Here is an 18,373-nt window from a genome sequence, read left to right as displayed (position 1 = left end):
ACCCGGGGGCGGGAGGTGCAGCGCACGTCCCGCCCCCGGTGGACGGGCAGGGGATCAGAGGCCGGTCGGCGGCGGAGAGGGTGAGGCCGACCCGCTGGACGTGGCGTTCTGTGAGCCGGAGGGCGGAGGTGCGCCCTGCGGCGGTGCGGTGGTGGTCGGCGGCGCGGACTGCCATCCGCTGCCCTGGCCGGAGGCGGCGTTCGCTCCGGGCCCGCCCGGCCCTGGGCTGCCGCCCACTTGGCCGCTGGTGTCGTCGGACACGCTCGTCGGCGCGGGCTGGACGGCTTTCTCCAGACCGGACTTGACCGCGTCGCCACCGGGCGAGATGCCCGTACCGCCGTCCTGCGAACCTTCCTTGCCTCCTCCGCTGCCGGTCGGGTTGGCGGCGACGTCGCCGGGGAACCCGCCACCGCCAGCGGCGTCGGGCCCCTGCGGTGCGGCGCCTGCTCCGGCTGCAGCGCCACCGGTTCCGGCGGTGGCCGCAGCCGCGGCGGCCTTGCGGGCGGCGTTCTCGGCATGCGCCTTGGCGATCTGCGCTCCGGCGCCACCGGCACGGTGGATGGACTCGCCGTCGGTCCCGTCGGCCGCCCAGTGCACGAACTTGAAGACGGCGTAGGGGCACAGCAGCACCAGGATCATGATCACGATGCCGGACATGACGTCGGCTAGAGCGGCGATGCCGTCCGTGGCCTCGGTTTTGCCCATGGCGGCGATACCGAGGACGAAGATCACGGTCATCAGGAGCTTGGAGACGACGAGGGTGGCGGTGGCCTCGATCCAGCCCTTGCGCCAGCGCCGCGCGACCTCCCACCCGCCGCCGGCGGACGCGAAGACAGCCAGCGTGACCATGACGAGGATGCCGACCTTGCGGACCATCATCACGCACCAGTAGAGGAAGGCACCGACGGCGGCACCAAGGCCGGCGACAACCGCAACGAGCCAGCCCATCCCGGACAGGCTCGCGATCTGGTTGACCTTCACGATGCGTCGCACGGCCGACTCGATGTTCAGGTGGGCGGTCTTGAACAGGCCGTCGCTGACGGCATCGACCACTTCGACGGCGACCGTGGTGAAGGCGATGGCGCAGAAGGCGAACAGGACGCCGCTCATGGTGCCGGTGAACGCTTGTGCCAGGGCTTGTCCGTCGCGTCGGATGGCGGCCCGGACCAGTTGTGCGCAGAATGTGGCGACCAGCAGGACCAGGCCCAGAGGCAGCAGCATCTCGTAGTTGTCGACGAACCACGACGCGTTGAGGTCGACCTTCGTGGTGGTGTTGACGGCCTCGGCGGCCAGATCGGCTGCGGCGGCGGCCAGTTCACCGGCGGACTTCGCCATCCAGTCACCGATGGCCTTGCCGGGGTCCGAGGCGAAATCGACTGCGTCGCCGACGGCGCACAGCTTGTCTGCCAGGGGGAAATCACAGAAACCCACGAGGAGTTACTCCTCCTTTCTTGTCTCAGGCGCGGGTCACTGCGTGACGCTCGGGGCGATGGCGGCCAGGGTGCAGTCGTGATTCGGGCGGCACTGGACGGCGAGGGTCACGGCCCGTTCCTCGGCTCCGCCGCCGCCCTTTTTCCAGGCGATCTGCTGCGTGCCGTTGACGGTGACGACGTAGATGTACGCCTCGGTGATCGCGGACGGGTCGTCGGCCAGCGCCTGCTTGAACGCGGAGGGGTAGTGGCCCTCGGTGACGCTGGCGGTGGCGTGCTGGTCCTGGTCGGCCATCCGCGACCACAGCACCGGATCGGGCACTTGGCCAGAGACCGAGGCCCAGTCGGTGTACGTGGTCTCCGTGGTCATCCAGGCGCGCATGCCGGCGAGTTGTTGGTCGCGGCTGGTGTCGCGGGTGTCGTAGGACCACAGCATCCGGGCCGCCGCCTTGGCGTAGGCGACCGGTTCGGCGATCTGCGGAGGCTGGGACACCGACCCGGATCCGGAGGAAGGCTTGGGGGCGGCCTCGGAGGACGGGCTGCCACTCGGGGTAGGCGCGGCGGTGCCCGGGGCCTGGTGGCCGTTGCCGCCGCCGGTCAGCAGGGCGACGATCCCGGCGACGGCGAGCAGGACTGCGACGGCGGAGGCGACGATCGCGATGCGCCGGTTGGCCGACCAGCCACTGCCATACGACGACAGGGAGGGGAGTCGTTTCTTCATCAGTGCACCTGCGACCCGAGGGTCGAGAAGAACGCGACGATGCCGTTCGCGGCGCCCAGGCCCAGGGCGGCGCCCGCGGCCACGACCGCGCCCTTCTTCCCGTTGGCCTCGGCCTGGTGACCGCCCGTGTGGTGTCCCCAAGCCCACACGCCGAGCGACACAGCGAGGGCGCCGACGACGGCGATGATGCCGAACAGGTTGATCGAGTTGACGACGTTCTTCAGCACGCTCAGGCCGGGCAGGCCACCGCCCGACGGCGTGATGCCGGGATCGTAGGCCAGGTACTGCACGGTTTCGAGTAGGGGCAAGGAAGCTCCTTGGGCGCGCCGAAATTTGGCGCGCGGGAATCACAGAAGGAAAGGGAGGAACGAGGCAGCGCCTCGTAGAAAGGGAGGGCAGACACCGTGGAGGCACGGGCTGGCCGGGCGGCGTCCGCGAAGAGACGGCATCGCTCGCACGAGGACGCAGCAGGTGCCGCGCCGAGGCTGCGGACCGAGCCGGTGCTCCCGGCGAAGGCGCCGGCTCAGGGGACGAACCGGCAGTGGAAGACCCCTACTTCGGGATCGGCGGCTTCGGAGCGGGGTTGGTCTTGTACGGGTTCGCGCAGTTGTAGATCATGTAACCGCGGCCGATTTTCTTGCCGTCCGACTTCCGGGTGACGGTGCCGCGCGTGTACCAGGTCTTCTCGGCCTTCTTGTAGACCCACTGGTCGTAGACGACCTTGTCGTGCCTGTAGCCGATGCCCAAGACCGTGGACGTCTTCGACGGTGCCTTGCGCACCTTGACCGCACTGCAGCTGATGGTGGTGGTGCCGGTGTCGTACGCCTGTGCTGCGGTGGCGGTGGCGAGGCCGCCGGCGGCGACGGCCAGGCCCACAGAGGCTGCCGCGAGGGCACGCTGGGCGCGGTGGCGGGTTATCAAGAAGATGCTCCGTACTGTTGGGGGAATCTCGGTCAGAGATGGTGCGCCGGGGCCCCTTGCGCCCCGGCCGATGTCACAGGACGCGGCGGACGGCGAGAATCGTCCAGTCCTCGATCGGAGTGATCCGGACCGGCTTGGTGGTGCGCGGCGCCTCGATCACGAGGCCCTCGCCCATGTACATGCCGACGTGCTCAGGGCGGGCGGCACTGCCGCGGCTGAAGATCAGGTCGCCGGGCTTGAGTTGAGCTGGCGAGACCGCCTTGCCCTCGTTGACCTGCGTATACGTGGTGCGGGTGAGCGTGACGCCTGCATGTGCGTACGCCTGCTGCATGAGGCTGGAGCAGTCGCAGCGGCCCATGGGGTCGGGGCCGTGAGCGTTGGTGCAGGTGCCGCCCCACTGGTAGAGCGTGCCGAGCTGGTGCATAGCCCACTCGATGGCCTTGCGTGCCTTCGGATCGGCGTCCTTCGGGATCGCGTAGCCCTTCGGGACGCTTCCCTCGGGGATACGGCCGAAGCCGGAACCGTCCTGGCCCGGAGCACAGCCGCTCGTGCCGGTCGATGCTTGCTCGCCCTGGTCTGCGTCCTTGTTGTCCGCGTCGGTGCCGCCGCCTGGGAAGGTCTTGGCGATGGCATCCTGCAGCGCGGTGGCCAGGCTCTCCCACTGCGCATACGCGTCGGGGTAGGCGGATCTCTGCACGGCTTGGGCGGCCTGGGCGACGGTCATCTGCTGCCAGCCGCTCACCTTGAGCAAGTGCTTGTAGAACTGCTCGGAGGCGTAGACCGGATCGCGGATCTGCTGGGCACTGCCCCAGCCCTGGGAGGGACGCTGCTGGAACAGGCCGAGCGAGTCCCGGTCCCCGTAGTTGAGGTTGCGCAGCCGGCTCTCCTGCATCGCGGTGGCGAGCGCGATGATCTGTCCCTTCCTGGGGACGTCGAGCGAGAGGCCAGCGGCCACGATCGTCGCCGCGTTGGGGACTTGTTCGGCGGGCAGGTCCAGGCCCTCGACGTGGACGTTCTTGCCGGACGCGCCGTCGAGAATCTTGGTGACCTGCTCGGCGACCTCGTCGGTGTCGATGTCGGTGAGGCAGCTGCTGAAGGAGCTGCTGCTCTGCACGGCGTCGGCGGAGGAGGCCAGCATCATGCCGGTGCCGGCGATCAGGATCGGGGAGAGGAAGACGACGCCGATGCCGGCGGCGAGCGCCTTCAACCGGAGCGGATCGCTCGCCGGTCAGGGCTTTCGGGCGTGGGTGGGTGGCGAGACGTCATGAGCGTGTCCTTCGGGGTGCAGTGTCCGGCCGTGCCGCGTGCGCGAGGCGTGATGGGAAGGGCGCGGCGGCCGGGGTGGGCGATCAAGGCGGGCCGGTGTGGGCGAGTTGCCGCTCGCTCCGCGTGGCCGGGCCGTGAGCTAGGTGTGCCGGGGCAAGGTGGCACCTCCGTGAGGTGGGGCAGGGGAGTAGCCAGCGGCGGTGTGCGCCGGGCGGTTCAAAAACAGTAGGCCCAGATCGGCGGTTGACCAAAAAGCTGGCGTGAGGTATCGGAATCCGGCACCTCACGCCAGCTTCTTGGTCGTCGGCGTTTTCGCCTCTACAGTTTTTGGACTCCCCCCTCGCCTTCCTCGGTCTGTGGCCCTGGGCTTCTGCATGCCCACTTCCGGCCCGCGAGGATTTCTGTGCGAGGCGGTGAGTTCTCTCCGCGACTCCGCACCCGAATAGGGGTTCCTCTTTGCCTTTTTCCCTGCACCAGGGCGACGCCCTCAGTGTTCTCGCCGGCCTTCCGGACGGCTGCGTCGACTCCGTCATCACCGATCCGCCGTACAACTCGGGCGGTAGGACCGCGAAGGAGCGCACCACCCGCTCCGCGAAGCAGAAGTACACCTCCGCCGACGCCCAGCACACCCTGCCGGACTTCACCGGCGAGAACATGGACCAGCGCAGCTACGGGTTCTGGCTGACGCAGATCATGACCGAAGCCCACCGCCTCACCAAGACCGGCGGGACCGCTCTGCTGTTCACCGACTGGCGTCAACTCCCGATCACGACGGATGCGATCCAGGCGGCAGGATGGCTGTGGCGCGGGGTACTGGCCTGGCACAAGCCGCAGGCCAGGCCCCAGAAGGGCCGGTTCACCCAGAACTGTGAATTCATCGTCTGGGCCAGCAAGGGGGCGATCGACGGCTCCCGGAACCCCGTCTATCTGCCCGGCATGTACTCGGCCTCGCAGCCCTCGGGGGCGAAGCGTCAGCACATCACGCAGAAGCCCGTCGAGGTGATGCGCGAGCTGGTCAAGATCAGTCCTGAGGGCGGTACGGTGCTCGACTTCTGTGCCGGCTCCGGCTCCACGGGGGTGGCCGCTCTGCTGGAAGGCAGGGACTTCATCGGCGTGGAGAAGACCGAGCACTACGCGGCGATCGCGGCTGACCGGCTCACCGAGACGATCCGCGAGACCCTCACGCAAGACGACGTGGTTCTCACCGCCTGAGCCGTGAGCGCGCTTCCCGTCAAGGCGACTGACGCCCTAGTCGGCAATCCGGCGAAAGTGGACTTGTCACCCGTCGGCGGTCCGAGCATTGCCGCTTCCGTCTTCCTTACATTCCGCGTCTCGTAGGAGGCCCAACTTCTTCATGCCCGAACCCATAAAACCCCCTGACGATGGGGAGTTGGAGCCGGTACGCATTCCCGACCCACAGCTGGAAGGAATCGAGGCGAGCGTCCGACGGCTCATGGAGCAGTCGGCGCAACAGGCGCAGCAACTCGACCACCTCGCGTCCGTCCCTGAGCCGAGCGGATCGCCGTTCGCCGCGTTCGGCATGCCGGGGCTCGGCGGGCCGCCTGCCGCCGCTCCGCCGGAGCCCCGCCCGATCCTGGAACTCGACGGGGAGGAACGCGAAGACGAACTCGACGCCTTGTCGGACTGGATCGACGACTTCTTCCTCCCGGTGTACGGGGCGGAGGTCACCACCGCAGCGCCCTGGTGCCTGCAGTGGCAGGAGCACGACGACGTCGTGGCCTGGCTCCACGCCCTGTGGCTCGCCTACCAGCAGCACAAGGACCCCGAAGCCGGATTGAGCGGCCTGTTCGTGTGGCACCGGGACTTCCTCACCCACGCCCTTGCGGCCGTGCGCGCACCGGGCGGGTCGCTGTCGGCCTGCATGACCTCTCCCGACCGGCCCGCGCACCGTCTTCTGCCCGGCCCGCCGCCGTCCGCGCGCACGCAGACGGCGGCCACGGCCGAAGCCGACGGGCCTGCAGAGCCGACGTCATGACCGCGGGACAGGGACAGCCCGCCTTCGGACTGAGCTTCGACCCCCGCGCGCTGACCGATCTCCTCCAGGCCCCCAGCGATATCCGCGACCTCGCCCTCGCCTACCTGCAGGAAGTCGTGAACGCGCAGCGCTTCGGACTGCGCCTCGACGGTGACCTGGAGGGCTACCGAAAGTTGTTCGTGGACTCGCGCAAGGACTGGCGCGTCGTCTACGGCGTCCGCCCGGCCCCCGCGGAGTCCGCGCACCCCAAGGAGATCCACGTCGTCGCCATCCGGCCGCGTGCGGGCAACGACGTCTACGACGAGGTCGGCCGCCGCCTGGGGATGACCCGCCGGCCGCTGAGCGCCCGCACCCACGCGGCCCGCTCCCGCTCCCCGCAGCTGACCACCCGCACTCCCGCGCCCCGGCCCGGTCCACCGCCCACCGCAACGCCGGGTCTGCCCCGTCCCGCACACAACCCCGCGCACCACCACACCCGCTGAACGCACGGAACCTCGCCTATGCCCCCTGAACCCGCGCCGACACCAGCCCGGCGTGCGGTCTCCCCGCTCGACCACCGCCTCGAAGCCGCCACCGGCCACGACATCGACACCCTGTGGGCCTACCGCGACCGCGGCATCCTCCACGAGCCACACGCCCACCTGGTCGACCGACACCGCGAGCTGGCCAAGACCCAGACCGGCGTCACCTTCTACCTCCGCCTCCTGAACCGCCTTTCCAGCGGCGAGTTCGACATCAACGACGCCCTGTTCACGCGCATCCACCGCACCGTGGACCAGCTGGAGGAGGCCGCCGCCGCGCGGAACGCCGCCGCCGGGAAGGTACTCGCCGCCCTGGAGCCCATCGAGGCCGCCGCAGAGGCCCCGGCGCCCGGCGCGCAGCAGCTCTCGACGGACGACCAGGCCGCGCTGCTCGCCATCGCCGGCGGCGCCAAGCTCCACGAACACCTGCTGACCGGCCGGATGTCCGTCACAGCCGCCTCCGGTACCCGCATCCCACACGCCAAGCTGCAGCGACTGGAGGACGCCGGCCTGGTCGTGAGGGATACCGACCACCCCGTGCACGCCGGCCAGCCGGTCGCACTCACCGACGCCGGACGCGCCGCGCTGTTCGCCGTCCGTCGGACCCCCACGACACGGGCACCCACGCTCCCGGCTCGCCCCGGCACGTCGCCGTCCACGCCAGTGCAGCGGCGCTGAACTCCACCGAAAGGTCCTTGTTGCCACCTACCGAACCGGCGCCAGCCCGGAAGCCCATCCCCCAAGTCGACTTCGAGCTGGACGACTTCGATGCCGACGAGGAGATGTACCTCGACTTCTACCGCCAGGTCGCCGTCCACGAGGACATGCTCGTCCCCCTCGCCGCACACCACACTCCCAACGGCGCGCAAAGCTACTACGTCCTCTTCGACCGCACCGCCACCTGGGGACACCCTGGTATGCCGCAGCTGCTCGCCGTGCATCTGCAACGGGACCGAGAGAAGCGGACGTTCACCTTCGAGCAGGCCGCCATGCCGCTGCCCGCGATGGCGCAGTCCTGGCTCGTCCACCGCGGCTGCCCGCAGGACGCCATCGGCCTCGACCCCGAGGTGGGTCCACCGCCGGCAGACGAGGCGACCAGTGCGCTGGAGCGACGCCTCGCGCACGATGGCGACCACTACGCCATGGGCTACTCCTACACCCGCGACGACCCGGACGACATGGTCACCGTCGTGGCACTGCGCGCCCTGGACGAGCGAGCCCCCAGCCCGTTCCGCGTCGTGGTCGAGGAGGTCGACACCGACGCGTGGACGCACACCCTGCGCGAGGGCGGCTTCGACACCGTGGGCGAAGCCCTGCAGTGGTGCGACGACCGGCTTACCGGCGAGGCCGGCCCCCTGCCGCCGGTCCGCCCGGCAGCCGCAGCCAGCCGCCCGGCCGTCCTGCCGAAGGCCCCTGCTCCACGCCCGCCCGGCCGCTCGCGCTGAGCGCCAAAGCCGACGCTGGCGGCGCAACATAGCCGACGATCGCCGGTTAGCCAAACCGGCGATTCTCCGGACTCTTATACAGCCGCCGGGACAACTCCCGCGGCGCCATTCCACGCAATCCCTATGCCTTCACGGAGGTTTCTTCCGCATGCGCTCCACACGAATTGCCATATCCGTGGCGATGCTCGGCACGCTCGCCCTGCCGGTGCTCTGCGCCACCACCGCCAGTGCGGCACCCGCCGCGGTAACTGCGGCCCCCGCGAGCAGCTGTTCGTCCCTGCCTCCGCTGCCGTACAAGGTCCACGCGTCGGCTGTGACCATCCGGTCCAAGGCCACCACGAAGTCCACCGCGCTCGGCGTGCTTTACAAGAGCCACAAGTTCACCGTGCACAAGAAGAGCGGCAACTGGCTCTACATCACGGACAGGTCGACCGGCGTCAAGGGCTGGGTGTCCGGAACCTACGTCTACCGCGATACCCGTATGTGCCTGGACTGACAGGTATTCAGCAGGTGCCCGTAAGCGGCTGAGCCGCCGGGTACGGCCGCCCCCTCGCATTCCCCCCCCAGGCACCGGTCTTTCTAGAAAAGGAGTTTCTCTTTTGTCCGACGGCATATCCGATGAGGCTGAGGATGTCGTGGGCGTGCTCACCGAACGGATCGAAGCGCGCTTCGCCATGGACATGGACCAGTTGAAGGCCGCGGTCGCCGCCGCGCCGAGCGTGAACCCTGACGCCGCCGACGTCGTCAAGTGGCACGGCCTTCTCATCGAGGCCCAGTCCCTGCTCGAGCGCGCGGAGGACGACCTCCTCGCCGCGCTGGAAACCCAGCCCAGCGAGGTCGACGACCCGACGATGGGCCTTGCCCACAGCGTGAACGCGGCTGTCACCGCACGCGACGGCCGGGCCCTGGTCGTGCGGTGGCTCCTCGACCCGGACGCTCCGGGCAAGAAGGACCTCGCCGCCGAACGGCTCGCCCGCCTTCGCCCCCGAACCGGGCCCGCGGTGCAGACCAGCGCTCCCCACCGACCCGCGGGTACACCCGTGCCGGCGTCGGCGGGGCGGACAGGAAGGCCCGTCCGTTGAGGAGGGTCAAGTCCAGCACGATGGACGGCGACCTGCAGAAAGTCTTCGGGAGCCCCGTTTCGAAGCTGTACGAGGCGGCAGTGGGCCACGATGCCTCTCCCGCCCTCGCCCGTGCCCTGGAACTGCGTTCCTTTCTGGCTCTGACCGAGGAGCAGGTCGCCCGCGTCCGCGACCGCGTGTGCGCGGACATGGATCCGGACCGCGACATGGGCGAGCTGTCGGCCGACAAGCTCCGCTTCGACGCGCAGTGGCTGGAGGCGGCGCTGGACGCCCGCGACGGCTACCGCGCCGCCCTCGGCGAGCTGCTGCGCACCATGCCTCCACCCGACCAGCGGGCCCGTCCCATCCGAACGGCACAACTCAGGGTCACCGCAGCCCTACCCCCGTCCGCCGCCCCGGCACCTCAGCGTGCCAGGGCGGCCCGGGCCCGCCGACCGTGAAAGCCCCCGCTTGTCTCACCTCACGTCCACCGAGATAGCCGGACGGATCGAGGACCTCTACGGCGCGCCGCTCGCCGACCTCGAAGCCCACGCCCAGGACCAGCCGCCCGGCATGCTCTCCGCCCTGCTCGGCATGCACCACGACCTCGCCCTCGCCGAGCGGAGCATCGACTTCCACCGCGACCACCTCGCCCAGCTCATCCACCCCGAGCGGCAGATCGGCCGACACGAGGTCTCCCATCTCCTCGACGGCTCCCGCCGGCTCGCTGAAGCCGTCGCAGTCCGCGACGTCCAGGCCAAGTCGGTCGCCGCCGTTCTGCAGAGCCTGGCCCGCGTCCCGGACCCAGCCCGGACCCCGCCGACTCCCTCGCTACCCGTTCCGGCTCCGCCACTTCCGGCCCAGAGCACCGCGCACAGCCGCTGATCCGCTGGCGATTTCCCTTTACTCACCCAGGAGTACCTCCCCTTGGCCATCACCGCTCTGCCTCCCGACACCGATGCCGACATCGCCCGGGTCACCGAGGCCCTCGCTATGATCACCCCGCGCTGGAACGTGAGGATCCTGCTGGCACTCTCCGGCCCGCCACAGCGTTATAGCGAGCTGGCGGCCAAGGTGTCCTGGCTGCAGAACGGCCAGCTCCATCCCAAGCTCAAGTCGCTGTGCGACGCCGGGCTCGTCGAGCGCACCGAACACACCGCACGGCATGTGACCTACGGCCACACCGAGCGTGGGGCCGCCCTGCTGCCGGTCCTGCCGGTGATCGTCACCTGGGCCGAGGAGCATCTGGAGAAGGCGGACCGCCCGCTGCCCGCGATCGAGCAGATCGAGGACAGCCTCACCCTGCTCACCCGGCGGCACGCCGCCGCCATCCTGTGGGTGCTGAAGTCCCGCCAGGAGGTCAGCGGGCGGGCCCTGGCCCGGATCGTGATGCCCAGCAGCGACTGGACCAACGTGTACCCGCCGCTGCGACAGCTCGTCGCCGACGGCCTGGTCGACACCGAGGGCCTCGGCCTGCCCTACCGGCTGTCCGCGGCGGGCGACGGTCTGAGCCCCGTTCTCGGCGCCCTGTCCGCTTGGTGTGCCGGACAGCCCCTCAACCAGGCGGCCCAGCACCCGGTCTGGGGGCATCCGCAGGCGAAGCTCGCGCCGAGGCCGTGGGTCAGCAGCCAGTCCCGGCCGGCCCCCGTAACCCTCCCGCAGGCCCGGACGGGTGAGTCCTCTCCGGCGTGGCACAACCGCGATCTCTTCTCCCATGCCACGGCCGCCCGGCCGAAGGCAGCCATCCCGGCGGGAGGTCCGCGCCGATGACTACCTTTTTCACCTCTGCCGAAGTACGCAACGCGGTCGAGCTGCTGGCTTCGCGTTCCTTGATCCGCCTGGTCACCGAGATCGACGACAACGGGGCGATACCGCCGCGACGGCTGGCCGGTACCCTCCCCGACCTCTCCTCGCACCAACTGCGCCGCGCTGCCGAAGCGGCCCGCGCCCACGGTCTCGTCCGGACCGCGTCCGGCGCCGGCCTGGAACTCACCGAGTCGGGTTCGGAGTTGGCCGACCTGTACGACGCGGCTGCGCGCTGGGCTCGACGCCATGCCTACCCGGCACCGGTTTGCGAGTTCAGCAGTCGCGTCCGCCACGTCCTCGACCTCCTGGCGCCCTCGCTCGCGACCGAGCGCGCCGACGGCCTGCCGCAGCGGGCCGCCGCCGCGCGGCTGCCCAGCGACGAGGCCGAAGCGGACCTTGTCCGTCCCCGCACCCTCCTGATCCAGTGGCTGACCGGCAACCCCCAGATCACCCAGGTGTCCGAGCCCGAGCCGGCCGCGTGAACACAGCGGCTGCACCCCGGAATGCACGTCACACCGCCGGGCTGATGCGCAGCATCTACCTGCCGCGCACGGCGGACGCTCTCGCGTTTGCGATGTCCACCTACGGCATCCCGCTGCTGGTCCTGGCCACCACGCGCTCCGCCGCGCTGACGGGCGCCGCGTTCGTCCTGGAGTGGATCCCGCGGCTGGCGGCGTTCGGGTGGGCCGGATCCATCGTCGACCGGCGCGGGGCGGCAGTCGTCTTCCATCTTGCCTCCCTGGGGCGCGCGCTGGCCCTCGCCGCCGGCGCGGTCTTGCTCCACTGCCACCCGTCCGGCACCGTGGCGACCGCAACGGTGTTGGTGCTGGCGGCTACGACCGGCGTGCTCACCGAGTTCAGTTACATCGCGGCCGAGACCGCGGGCGCCGCCGCCGGCCGACGGGCAAGAAAGCGGGCCCACCGCGTCCAGGCGGCCCTGCTCGGCATCGACCAGACCGCGACCCTGGCCGGCCCCGCCCTCGCCGGAGTGCTCCTGCTCGCCGGTCCGCCGACGATGCTCGCGGTGATCACAGTGCTCTCGCTTCTCGCCGCGCTGCTCGCCCTGCGCACACCCCCCTCCCCCGTTGCCCCGGCCGGCGCGCCGAAGGGACAGTCCAGCGCCGGACTACTCAACGGGTGGCGCACCATCCGCTCTCTTCCGGCGCTTGGCTGGCTGGTGACCGGGCTGACCCTGTCCAACCTGGCCACCGGACTTCTCCAAGCGGCCGGTCCAGTAATCGTTGTCAAGCACTTCGGGCAGTCCACCACGGCCGTCTGGCTATGACGGTGCAAAATGGCCCCACCCTGACGGCTTGAGCCGGCCCCACCTGGCGGGTCGCACGGGTCTCTGTGACGGTTTGAAGGGGCCCCGGGTGTTGGTTTGAAGTGGCCCCGCCTGTACTCCGCCTCGCCCGGCGTCAGCGAGGCTGTGAGCTGGCGTTCTTCTGCTGGCGGGCTGCTGTGTGCGCGAGTCGGTAGGACTGGGTGCCGGTTTCGATGATCGAGCCGTTGAAGGTGAGCCGGTCGACGATCGCGGCGCACAAACGAGGGTCGGTGAAGGTCTTGGTCCAGCCGCTGAAGCCCTCGTTCGAGGCGATGGCCACGCTGTTCTTCTCCTCGCGTTCGCTGAGGACCTGGAAGAGCAACTCAGCTCCGCGTCGGTCGAGTTCGAGATATCCCAGCTCATCGATGCAGAGCAGGTCAACGCGCCCGTATCGGGCGATGGTGCGGGTGAGCTGCTTTTCGTCAGCGGCTTCGACCAGCTCGTTGACGAGCTTGGCCGCCAGCGCATAACGCACCCGGTAGCCGGCCATCGCAGCGGCGGTGCCGAGCCCGATCAACAGGTGGGACTTGCCGGTGCCGGAGTCGCCTATCAGGCAAAGGGGTTCACCTCGGCGGACCCATTCGCAGGTGGCGAGCTGGCTGACCACGGCGGGGCTGATCGAGGGGTTGGCCTGGTAGTCGAAGTCCGACAGCCACTTCTGGCGGGGGAACGCGGCAGCGTGGATGCGTCGCTCCGAGCGGCGTCGGTCGCGGTCCTCGCACTCGGCCATCAGCAGCTCGGCCAGGAAGCCGCGGTAGGAGAGCTGTTCGCGCTCCGCGTGTCGGACGATGTCGGTGAATTGACCACGGATGGTGGGCAGGCGAAGGACGCGACAGGCGGTGTCGATGGCCGCGTCCGAGGCAGTCTCGGTCAGGGAATGGTTCGCGGAGCTCATGACGGATCCCTTCGAGGACGACGAAGTAGCTGGTCGTAGGCGCCGAGCTGGGGCAGCGGACGGGCATCGCCGGGCAGCTGGGCGACGCGACGCATCGTCAGGCTGGTCACCGCCGGCTCTTGCGGAGGCGGCGGCGGTTCGCTGATCTGGGTGTCAGCGGTCACGGTCGGAGCGCGGCCGGCGGCTGCGGCAGCCTTGCGGGCCTCGACCGCGGCCACGTCGGCCAGATGCGAGCCCACCGACAGCGCGGCGGACATGCCCGCGACTACGTCCAGGCGGTGCATGTGCCGGTGCAGCAGCAGGACTTTGACAAGTTCTTTGGTGCCCTCGCTGTCGCCGAGCGCGCCGGTCGCGGCCGACCAGAACGCCTCGTGCGCTGCGGTGAAACTGCCCTCGCGCCGTGCCTGGTCCAGCGCCTGGGACCCGGCGAGTGCGCCGGGCTTACGGAGAAGGATCTCCAGGAAGTGGTCCAGCACGATCGTCTGCGCGCCGCGTCCGGTCAGGCGCGGATGCCGGGCGACCAGCCGACGACCGTGGTAGACCGTCAGCTCGGTGGACCGCAGCACCACGCGCACCTTGTGTCCGATGCAGCGCGCGGGCACGGAGTACTGGGCCATCCGCACTCGGATCATGCCGAAGCGGTCCACCCGGGGCGTGAGAACCAGGCCGGTCTCGAACGCTTCCTCGGGCAGGTTCATCAGCAGCTCGGCCTCGCAGGCGAAGTCCTGGCCGATGGTGCGTATACGCAGACCGATGCGTCGGTCCTCCTCGATCCGCTCAAACGCGGCCAGCTTGGCATTGAGCTCCTCCAACGTGGCGACCTGGGGCACCGGGACCAGGTAGTTCCGGCGGAAGTACCCCACTTGTCCTTCCACCCCTCCTTTTTCGTGGGCTCCGCGCAGTCCCGGCTCGCAGTAGAAGGGGGTGAAGCCGTAGTGCTCGTGGAAGGAGGTCCAGCGTGCGTTCTCGTCCCGCGACCGGCTGTGGAAGATCACCCGCCGCACTGCCGGGGTCAGGTTGTCGTAGCGGACCTGCCCCGCCGGGATCCCGCCGAGCACGTTGAACGCGTGCACGTGACCTTCCAGAAACGCCTCCTGTCCGCTGGAGACGGTGATCCGGTGGACAGCCCTGCCGGAGTAGGCCAGCCGCAGGACGAACAGGAAGCACTTGGTGTCCACGCCGCCCACCCGGACCTGGAGTTCGCCGAAGTCGACCTCGGCATCGAAGCCGGGCCGGTTGTGCCGGATGATGTAGCCCTCCACGGGTGCTCCGGCCTCCTCGGCGATCTGCGGCCGACGGGCCGTCACGTAGTCACGCACCGTGGGATAGGGCACCTGCGCATCGAGTTCCTCCGCGAGCCGGGCGACGATCCGCTTGACGGTGTGTCGCTGCTTGCGTGGAGCCTCCAGATCCGAGCGCAGCCACCCGTCGATGGTGTCCTTGAACGGTTCCAGGCGCGGTGACCTGCGGGTCGGCCGACGGCGGGGTTTCGGTTTCGGAGACGAGAGGGCTTCACGTACCAGCCGACGATGCACTCCGTACTTCCGGGCAAGCGCCCGGATCGAGAGCCCTTCACGCCATGAATCATGACGAATACGAAGAAACAGCTCTTCCTTGCCGATAGACATGCAGAGTCCCCCGAACCTGGTGGAACCCTCAGATCGTCTCTCCGCAAGCCCTCGGCCGGGGCCACTTCAAACCAACACAACCCCCGAACGCTCCCGTGCGACCCGCCAGGTGGGGCCGGCTCAAGCCGTCAGGGTGGGGCCATTTTGCACCGTCATAGCCAGCCGTCGGCCTGGTCTGGTCCGCAGCCGCCGCAGCGACGCTCCTCAGCGTCACGCTCTGCCGGTTCGCGCTCGACCGCCTGGGCCTGTGGCCGGTCGGTGCTGTCTGCGCCGCCCTCGCCTCGCTCGCCTGCCTCGCCGCCGCCCAGGCCCCCGACTACTGGTCCTACCTGGTCCTGGTCGCGGTCCTCATGGCGGCCGACGGCGGCATGACGGTGGTCCTGCGCACTCTGCGCTCCCGCCTGATCCCCGCGGAGAAGTTCGGCAGCACCCTGTCGGCGACCATCCTCGTCCTCCTGCTGCCCTTCCCCGTCGCCGGCGTACTCACCGCGCTCAGCCCGCCCGACGCGCTGGGCCACGTCATCACCGTCTGCGCCGGTCTGCAGGCCCTCGGCCTGTTGTACGCGTTCGCCCGCCTGCGCGCCGATCCCGCCATGTGCACCTGACCCTGTCGCGCTTTTCCCCAGCCTGTGGAGAACCTCATGCCCACCACGATCCTCGGGACGAACCGCGCGAGCGGTCGCACCATCACCGAACAGTTCCACGCCTTCGACGCGCACAATCCCCACGTCTACCGCGCTCTGGAACGCATGGCCGCCCGCCGCCTTGCCGCCGGTGCCACACGGGTCAGCCTCAAGGACCTCTTCGAAGACCTGCGTCGCCAACTCCCGTACGGGGTCGCCGGGCTGAACAACAATTACACCGCCCTCTACGCCCGCCGCCTGATCGACGACCACCCCCACTGGGCCGGCGTGTTCGAGCTGCGCCGACGCCGCGCCGCCTGAAACACCCCCTTTCCCTTCCCGCGTCCTGCCGCCTACCGACTCGGAGAACCCCTTCTTGTCCGCTCGCCCCCTCGTACTCGTCGTCTCCCCGGGCGATGAGGCGGATCGCGGCTACTGCCTTGAGCAGGTCGCCGCCGCGTACGACATCGTCCTGCTGACCGGCACCGAGCCCTCGTGGGAGAAGCCGCACATCGTCGACCACGCCGTCGCCGATCTGAACGACACCACCGCGCTCCTCTCCGCCGGCCGGGCTCTGGCGGAACGACACGACCTTGCCGGCGTCGTCACCTGGGACGAATGGAACCTCGTCCCCACCGCCCGCCTCGCCCGCGCGCTCGGTCTGGCCGCGAACTCCGTCGAGGTGATGAGGGCCTGCCGCAACAAGGCCACCGCCCGCACGTTGTTCGCCCGTCACGGAGTGCCGTCGGCAGCCTCGATGACCGCCCGGACCCTGCAGGAGGCTGAACGGGCGACGAGGACCCTCGGCTTCCCCGCCGTCATCAAGCCCGCCGCAGCGGCTGGCAGCATCGGCGTGATCCGCATCGACCGGCCCGAAGAGCTGCCCGCAGCCTTCGAGTTCGCCTCGGCCGGCGCACGCCGCAGCCGAGAGGACAGTGGCGTCCTGGTCGAGGAGTACCTCGACGGACCGGAGGTCTCCGTCGAATGCGTCACCCACCGCGGCACCACCACCGCCGTCGCCGTGACCCGCAAGCGCCTGGGCCACGCCCCCTACTTCGACGAGACAGGTCACACCGTCGACGCCGCCGATCCGCTCCTTTCAACGGTGGCGCCGACCGCCGCTGCTGCCATCAAGGCCCTGGGAATCACCGATGGCGTGCAGCACGTCGAGATGCGCCTGATCGGCGACCGGCCCCGCCTGATCGAGGTCAACGCACGCCTGGGCGGCGACATGATCGGACACCTCGTCCACCTGGCCACCGGCGTCGACCTCGCCCGTGTCGCCGCCGACATCGCCTGCGGCCATACCCCCGACCTGACGCCCAACCGCCACCAGGGGGCGGCGATCCGCTTCATCTACCCCGCCTACTCCGGCTCCCTCACCGCCCGCCGACTGACGGCACACGTCGGGGGAGTGGAGCGCGTGCGCTTTCAGCGACAGGCCGGCGACCCGCTCGTACTGCCACAGGACGGCGGCGACCTGTACACCGCCCGCATCGGCTTCCTGATCACCACCGGGCCGACCGCCACTATCGCCGAAGCCCGCGCCCAGGAGGCGTACCGCAACCTCGACGTCCAGGTCGCCCCGGTCCCGCCGACGGCCCTTACTACCGGCCAGGGCGCCGCGTGAGACAGACCGCAGTACCCGAGCTGGTGCGCAGCCGCCGCCTGCTGACCGGGTACTTCGCCGGACTGGGTGTGGTGATGGCCGTCTTCGGCGCGCGCATGCCCGCCGTCCAGAACGCCGCCAAGGCGAGTACCGCCGGGCTTGCCCTGGTCCTGCTGGCCGCCGCCCTCGGCATGGTCACCGGACTCCAGGCAGGCGGACGTCTCGCCCGCCCGGCCCGTCTGCCCGCGCTGCTGACCGGCGGTGCTATAGCCCTCGCCGCCTGTCTTGCCGTCCTCGGGCTCTGCTCCAGTCTGGACAGCCTCCTGGCAGCGGCGTTCGCCTTCGGCATCGGGCACGGCGTGCTTGACGTCGCAGCCAATGCCGCCGCGGTCCGGTGCCAGGACGCCCACGGCCGCCCCATCATGGGCCGACTGCACGCGAGTTACAGCCTCGGCGCCCTCCTCGGCGCCGCACTCGCCGCCACCACCGCCCACACCTCACACACCGTTCTGTTCGCCGCAGTGGCAGCTTGCGCCGCTGCTGCGGCAGGCGCGACCACGCGACTCACCCGCACCGTCGCCAGCCCCGCACTCGAGCCCGTCCACCACGGTGCTGCACCGGGCTCACCCGAGCCGAGGAGGTTGTCCCGGCACCGATTGTGGCTGCTCGGCGCGCTTGCCGCCGCCACGCTGCTGGGCGAAGGAGCCGCTGCCGACTGGGCCTCCGTCCACCTGCACGACCTCGGCGCGACAGCCGCGGCCAGCGCCGCGGCGTACGGCCTCTACAGCGCCGCCATGGCCGCAGGCCGTCTCGCCGGAGACCGGCTCACCGCCCGCTTCGGCGCGGAGACCGTCGTGCGCACCGGCGCCGCTTTGGCCGCGCTCGGCCTCGCCACCGGACTGGCCGGCTCCACCACCGCCTCTGCCCTCCTCGGCTGGACGGCCTTCGGCCTGGGCATGTCCGTCACGATCCCCAGCCTGATCACCGCCGCCGGCACTGGCGGACCCCGCGCGGTCGCCACCGTCGCGGTCACCGGCTACGTCGGCCTGCTCGCCGGCCCCGCCCTCATCGGCGCGCTCACCACCGTCACCGCACTGCCGCACGCGCTGCTGCTGCCCGCCCTCCTC

The 18,373-nt window shown here is 70.2% G+C and carries 21 protein-coding genes and 2 pseudogenes; 16 read left to right on the top strand and 7 right to left on the bottom strand.

Annotation, left to right across the window (positions count from 1 at the left end):
- Positions 1 to 54: 54 nt before the first annotated feature.
- The 5 genes from O3Q52_RS08480 to O3Q52_RS08460 form a co-directional block, all read right to left on the bottom strand.
- Positions 55 to 1,431: an ATP-binding protein gene (locus O3Q52_RS08480; RefSeq protein ID WP_269648191.1), complete on the bottom strand. Its 1,377-nt coding sequence runs from the start codon at positions 1,429 to 1,431 to the stop codon at positions 55 to 57.
- 36 nt (positions 1,432 to 1,467) lie between these two features.
- Positions 1,468 to 2,151, bottom strand: a complete 684-nt coding sequence (locus O3Q52_RS08475; protein WP_269648190.1) for a hypothetical protein — start codon at positions 2,149 to 2,151, stop codon at positions 1,468 to 1,470.
- Positions 2,151 to 2,459 (bottom strand): DUF6112 family protein, encoded by a 309-nt coding sequence (locus tag O3Q52_RS08470; protein WP_061334899.1) that lies wholly within the window; start codon positions 2,457 to 2,459, stop codon positions 2,151 to 2,153. Before O3Q52_RS08470 ends, O3Q52_RS08475 begins: the two co-directional genes overlap by 1 nt.
- 244 nt (positions 2,460 to 2,703) lie before the next feature.
- A complete protein-coding gene (locus O3Q52_RS08465) occupies positions 2,704 to 3,072 on the bottom strand; it encodes a hypothetical protein (RefSeq protein ID WP_269648189.1) in 369 nt (122 codons plus the stop codon).
- Between the two features lie 73 nt (positions 3,073 to 3,145).
- Positions 3,146 to 4,279 carry a C40 family peptidase gene (locus O3Q52_RS08460; RefSeq protein WP_119581280.1) on the bottom strand — a complete coding sequence of 378 codons (1,134 nt, stop codon included), beginning with the start codon at positions 4,277 to 4,279 and terminating at the stop codon, positions 3,146 to 3,148.
- A 515-nt stretch (positions 4,280 to 4,794) separates the two neighbouring features.
- Between O3Q52_RS08460 and O3Q52_RS08455 the strand changes: the two genes are divergently transcribed.
- The 12 genes and pseudogenes from O3Q52_RS08455 to O3Q52_RS08400 form a co-directional block, all read left to right on the top strand.
- Positions 4,795 to 5,550 carry a site-specific DNA-methyltransferase gene (locus O3Q52_RS08455; RefSeq protein ID WP_107447415.1) on the top strand — a complete coding sequence of 252 codons (756 nt, stop codon included), beginning with the start codon at positions 4,795 to 4,797 and terminating at the stop codon, positions 5,548 to 5,550.
- 241 nt (positions 5,551 to 5,791) lie between these two features.
- Positions 5,792 to 6,334: a DUF4913 domain-containing protein gene (locus O3Q52_RS08450; RefSeq protein ID WP_269648209.1), complete on the top strand. Its 543-nt coding sequence runs from the start codon at positions 5,792 to 5,794 to the stop codon at positions 6,332 to 6,334.
- Positions 6,331 to 6,816, top strand: a complete 486-nt coding sequence (locus tag O3Q52_RS08445; protein ID WP_107447417.1) for a hypothetical protein — start codon at positions 6,331 to 6,333, stop codon at positions 6,814 to 6,816. Before O3Q52_RS08450 ends, O3Q52_RS08445 begins: the two co-directional genes overlap by 4 nt.
- Before the next feature lie 18 nt (positions 6,817 to 6,834).
- On the top strand, positions 6,835 to 7,533 hold the full coding sequence (locus O3Q52_RS08440) for a hypothetical protein (protein ID WP_269648188.1): 699 nt from the start codon (positions 6,835 to 6,837) through the stop codon (positions 7,531 to 7,533).
- A gap of 17 nt (positions 7,534 to 7,550) precedes the next feature.
- The gene (locus tag O3Q52_RS08435; protein ID WP_269648187.1) at positions 7,551 to 8,300 is read left to right on the top strand and encodes a hypothetical protein; all 750 of its coding nucleotides are present in this window, start codon (positions 7,551 to 7,553) and stop codon (positions 8,298 to 8,300) included.
- A 181-nt stretch (positions 8,301 to 8,481) separates the two neighbouring features.
- Positions 8,482 to 8,796, top strand: a complete 315-nt coding sequence (locus O3Q52_RS08430) for an SH3 domain-containing protein (protein ID WP_269648208.1) — start codon at positions 8,482 to 8,484, stop codon at positions 8,794 to 8,796.
- A gap of 103 nt (positions 8,797 to 8,899) precedes the next feature.
- Positions 8,900 to 9,382 carry a hypothetical protein gene (locus tag O3Q52_RS08425; RefSeq protein ID WP_269648186.1) on the top strand — a complete coding sequence of 161 codons (483 nt, stop codon included), beginning with the start codon at positions 8,900 to 8,902 and terminating at the stop codon, positions 9,380 to 9,382.
- The gene (locus O3Q52_RS08420) at positions 9,379 to 9,822 is read left to right on the top strand and encodes a hypothetical protein (RefSeq protein ID WP_269648185.1); all 444 of its coding nucleotides are present in this window, start codon (positions 9,379 to 9,381) and stop codon (positions 9,820 to 9,822) included. The genes O3Q52_RS08425 and O3Q52_RS08420 overlap by 4 nt, the downstream gene beginning before the upstream one ends.
- Positions 9,823 to 9,832: 10 nt before the next feature.
- Entirely contained in the window at positions 9,833 to 10,246 is a 414-nt protein-coding gene (locus O3Q52_RS08415; RefSeq protein WP_269648184.1) for a hypothetical protein, read from the top strand.
- Between the two features lie 42 nt (positions 10,247 to 10,288).
- The gene (locus O3Q52_RS08410; protein ID WP_269648183.1) at positions 10,289 to 11,131 is read left to right on the top strand and encodes a winged helix-turn-helix transcriptional regulator; all 843 of its coding nucleotides are present in this window, start codon (positions 10,289 to 10,291) and stop codon (positions 11,129 to 11,131) included.
- Positions 11,128 to 11,649: a regulator gene (locus tag O3Q52_RS08405; protein ID WP_269648182.1), complete on the top strand. Its 522-nt coding sequence runs from the start codon at positions 11,128 to 11,130 to the stop codon at positions 11,647 to 11,649. Before O3Q52_RS08410 ends, O3Q52_RS08405 begins: the two co-directional genes overlap by 4 nt.
- A pseudogene (locus O3Q52_RS08400) lies at positions 11,646 to 12,443 on the top strand (MFS transporter); the annotation flags it as partial. The gene O3Q52_RS08405 and the pseudogene O3Q52_RS08400, both read left to right, overlap by 4 nt.
- A gap of 142 nt (positions 12,444 to 12,585) precedes the next feature.
- Here O3Q52_RS08400 and istB read toward each other — a convergent pair.
- Both istB and istA read right to left on the bottom strand, forming a co-directional pair.
- The gene (gene istB / locus O3Q52_RS08395; protein WP_269648181.1) at positions 12,586 to 13,386 is read right to left on the bottom strand and encodes an IS21-like element helper ATPase IstB; all 801 of its coding nucleotides are present in this window, start codon (positions 13,384 to 13,386) and stop codon (positions 12,586 to 12,588) included.
- On the bottom strand, positions 13,383 to 15,014 hold the full coding sequence (gene istA / locus O3Q52_RS08390) for an IS21 family transposase (RefSeq protein ID WP_269648180.1): 1,632 nt from the start codon (positions 15,012 to 15,014) through the stop codon (positions 13,383 to 13,385). The genes istB and istA overlap by 4 nt, the downstream gene beginning before the upstream one ends.
- 161 nt (positions 15,015 to 15,175) lie before the next feature.
- Here istA and O3Q52_RS08385 point away from each other — a divergent pair.
- The 4 genes and pseudogenes from O3Q52_RS08385 to O3Q52_RS08370 all read left to right on the top strand — a co-directional run.
- Positions 15,176 to 15,619 (top strand): annotated as a pseudogene (locus O3Q52_RS08385) (MFS transporter); the annotation flags it as partial.
- A gap of 36 nt (positions 15,620 to 15,655) precedes the next feature.
- Positions 15,656 to 15,958 carry a hypothetical protein gene (locus O3Q52_RS08380; RefSeq protein ID WP_269648179.1) on the top strand — a complete coding sequence of 101 codons (303 nt, stop codon included), beginning with the start codon at positions 15,656 to 15,658 and terminating at the stop codon, positions 15,956 to 15,958.
- Between the two features lie 55 nt (positions 15,959 to 16,013).
- On the top strand, positions 16,014 to 17,267 hold the full coding sequence (locus O3Q52_RS08375) for an ATP-grasp domain-containing protein (RefSeq protein ID WP_269648178.1): 1,254 nt from the start codon (positions 16,014 to 16,016) through the stop codon (positions 17,265 to 17,267).
- Positions 17,264 to 18,373, top strand: a 1,110-nt coding sequence (locus O3Q52_RS08370) for an MFS transporter (protein ID WP_269648177.1), incomplete at its 3' end; no start/stop codon positions are given. The genes O3Q52_RS08375 and O3Q52_RS08370, both read left to right, overlap by 4 nt.

The organism is Streptomyces sp. ActVer (genome assembly GCF_027270795.1).
GTDB classification, from domain to species: domain Bacteria; phylum Actinomycetota; class Actinomycetes; order Streptomycetales; family Streptomycetaceae; genus Streptomyces; species Streptomyces umbrinus_A.
The sequence above is the reverse complement of the archived record's forward strand: the minus strand, read 5'-3'. Positions and strand labels throughout refer to the sequence as shown.

What these genes read in the sequence shown, in the direction of transcription:
- O3Q52_RS08475 (WP_269648190.1), bottom strand. Translation starts at nt 2,151, where the DNA reads ATGAAGAAACGACTCCCCTCCCTGTCGTCGTATGGCAGTGGCTGGTCG.
- O3Q52_RS08450 (WP_269648209.1), top strand. Translation starts at nt 5,792, where the DNA reads ATGGAGCAGTCGGCGCAACAGGCGCAGCAACTCGACCACCTCGCGTCC.
- O3Q52_RS08445 (WP_107447417.1), top strand. Translation starts at nt 6,331, where the DNA reads ATGACCGCGGGACAGGGACAGCCCGCCTTCGGACTGAGCTTCGACCCC.
- O3Q52_RS08440 (WP_269648188.1), top strand. Translation starts at nt 6,835, where the DNA reads ATGCCCCCTGAACCCGCGCCGACACCAGCCCGGCGTGCGGTCTCCCCG.
- O3Q52_RS08430 (WP_269648208.1), top strand. Translation starts at nt 8,482, where the DNA reads ATGCTCGGCACGCTCGCCCTGCCGGTGCTCTGCGCCACCACCGCCAGT.
- O3Q52_RS08405 (WP_269648182.1), top strand. Translation starts at nt 11,128, where the DNA reads ATGACTACCTTTTTCACCTCTGCCGAAGTACGCAACGCGGTCGAGCTG.
- istB (WP_269648181.1), bottom strand. Translation starts at nt 13,386, where the DNA reads ATGAGCTCCGCGAACCATTCCCTGACCGAGACTGCCTCGGACGCGGCC.
- istA (WP_269648180.1), bottom strand. Translation starts at nt 15,014, where the DNA reads ATGTCTATCGGCAAGGAAGAGCTGTTTCTTCGTATTCGTCATGATTCA.
- O3Q52_RS08380 (WP_269648179.1), top strand. Translation starts at nt 15,656, where the DNA reads ATGCCCACCACGATCCTCGGGACGAACCGCGCGAGCGGTCGCACCATC.